Origin of the sequence: Celeribacter marinus (genome assembly GCF_965656515.1) — a bacterium.
GTDB classification, from domain to species: Bacteria; Pseudomonadota; Alphaproteobacteria; order Rhodobacterales; family Rhodobacteraceae; genus Celeribacter; species Celeribacter marinus_D.
The window spans coordinates 1-1342 of record NZ_CBFHKW010000118.1 but is presented as its reverse complement, the minus strand read 5'-3'; the positions used below and the strand labels follow the sequence as shown (position 1 = coordinate 1342).

At 57.3% G+C, this 1342-nt stretch carries 2 protein-coding genes; both read left to right on the top strand.

What is annotated here, in order from left to right:
• A partial coding sequence (locus ACTG34_RS13750) for a hypothetical protein (RefSeq protein WP_439105431.1) occupies positions 1 to 765 on the top strand: 765 nt, incomplete at its 5' end.
• 36 nt (positions 766 to 801) lie between these two features.
• Positions 802 to 1185 (top strand): hypothetical protein, encoded by a 384-nt coding sequence (locus ACTG34_RS13745; protein WP_439105430.1) that lies wholly within the window; start codon positions 802 to 804, stop codon positions 1183 to 1185.
• Positions 1186 to 1342 lie beyond the last annotated feature (157 nt).

Below are 1342 nucleotides of genomic sequence, written 5' to 3'. Positions count from 1 at the left end.
GAAATTATAAGCGATCCTGAAATGTATCGCCGTGATCCCCTCATCCACGTGCTAATCTGGCCAAAACCGCGCGCGCAAATGACAGAGTCCCTGCCAGAGGTGCAATCACCGCTTATTCACGAACAGGTGGCGATCAGCGCTGAGCAGTCAGATATGAGCGTTCAAGACCAGATCACGGATGAGCCACATGACGATTTAATAAACATATTCACGACACAGGACGAAGCCCCAGCGCCCACGCCCGAATTTGCGTCTACATCTACGCCAGTGCCTCTCGACGCGGAACCAGACACCGCCAAAGGGGCAACAGTGGAGGACCGTATTCCGCTCCTCTTGACCAAGGCTATTGCACGCATCACCGCACGCGCGCCGCTGACCATTACGCCTAACATTGAGACCGCCGATGGCACCGCGAACACACCGACAGTCGACACCATAGAACGCCCCGCTCCACGCGACCTTAGGCCCACCGCATTTGCCGCATTGCAACCCATGGCGGGCCTGAACGATGAACATGTGACCGCTATGTTTGCCGAGGCTGACACGCCCCTGTCCAGTGCGCCGATGATGTCCGAACTCGACGAGGCAAAAGCACTCGAGGCCGAGGCAGACGCCCTTTTGGCGCGGATCAATGCCGGCGAGGATATCGGCAATGTGCGCCTTTCAGGGCGCTCCACGCACTACAGCTTTGACGATGATGAGTCCGACCGCTTTCAAGGCGCGGCCTTTGCCTCGCGCCGCAGTGCTAGCGGCGACGAGAGTTAACCCTTAGCCCCTTCCCGTTTCAGATAGGACACGCAAATGGACCTAAGCCATTCACCCGTTGACGAGCTTGCGCAACTACGGCGCAAAATTGCTGAGCTGCGTGTGCGCGAAAGCATGTTGGAGGCTGCGTTTCTGCAAACCCGTGAGACAGGCGTATTTCACGGCTACCGCGCGAATGTGCGCATTGAGCGCAGCCTACAAGATGTCTTTGACATCACGAAACTCCCCGCACAGATCGTGGATGACCCGCACTTTCAATCGACGCGGGTCATCACAAGCGTGCGTATTGAACCGCGCTTAGACGTGCCGTTAAATCTCGTGCGCACACCGCCTCATGACGCGCCCGCCACCGCGCGCCATCAAGAGGCGATTGATCATATCCACGATGCAAAACGACCGCTGATCAGCGCTAGAACATAAAGTAACGCTGTGCCATCGGCAATTCGGTGGCGGGCTCACAGGTCAGTAACTCACCGTCTGCGCGCACCTCGTAGGTTTCAGGGTTAACCTCGATCTGCGGCTTATAGGTGTTCATCACCATCGACGATTTGCCAATGGTGCGCGTATTCTCGACCGC

Excerpts from the sequence above, each read along its gene's own strand:
- ACTG34_RS13745 (WP_439105430.1), top strand. The coding sequence starts at position 802 with ATGGACCTAAGCCATTCACCCGTTGACGAGCTTGCGCAACTACGGCGC.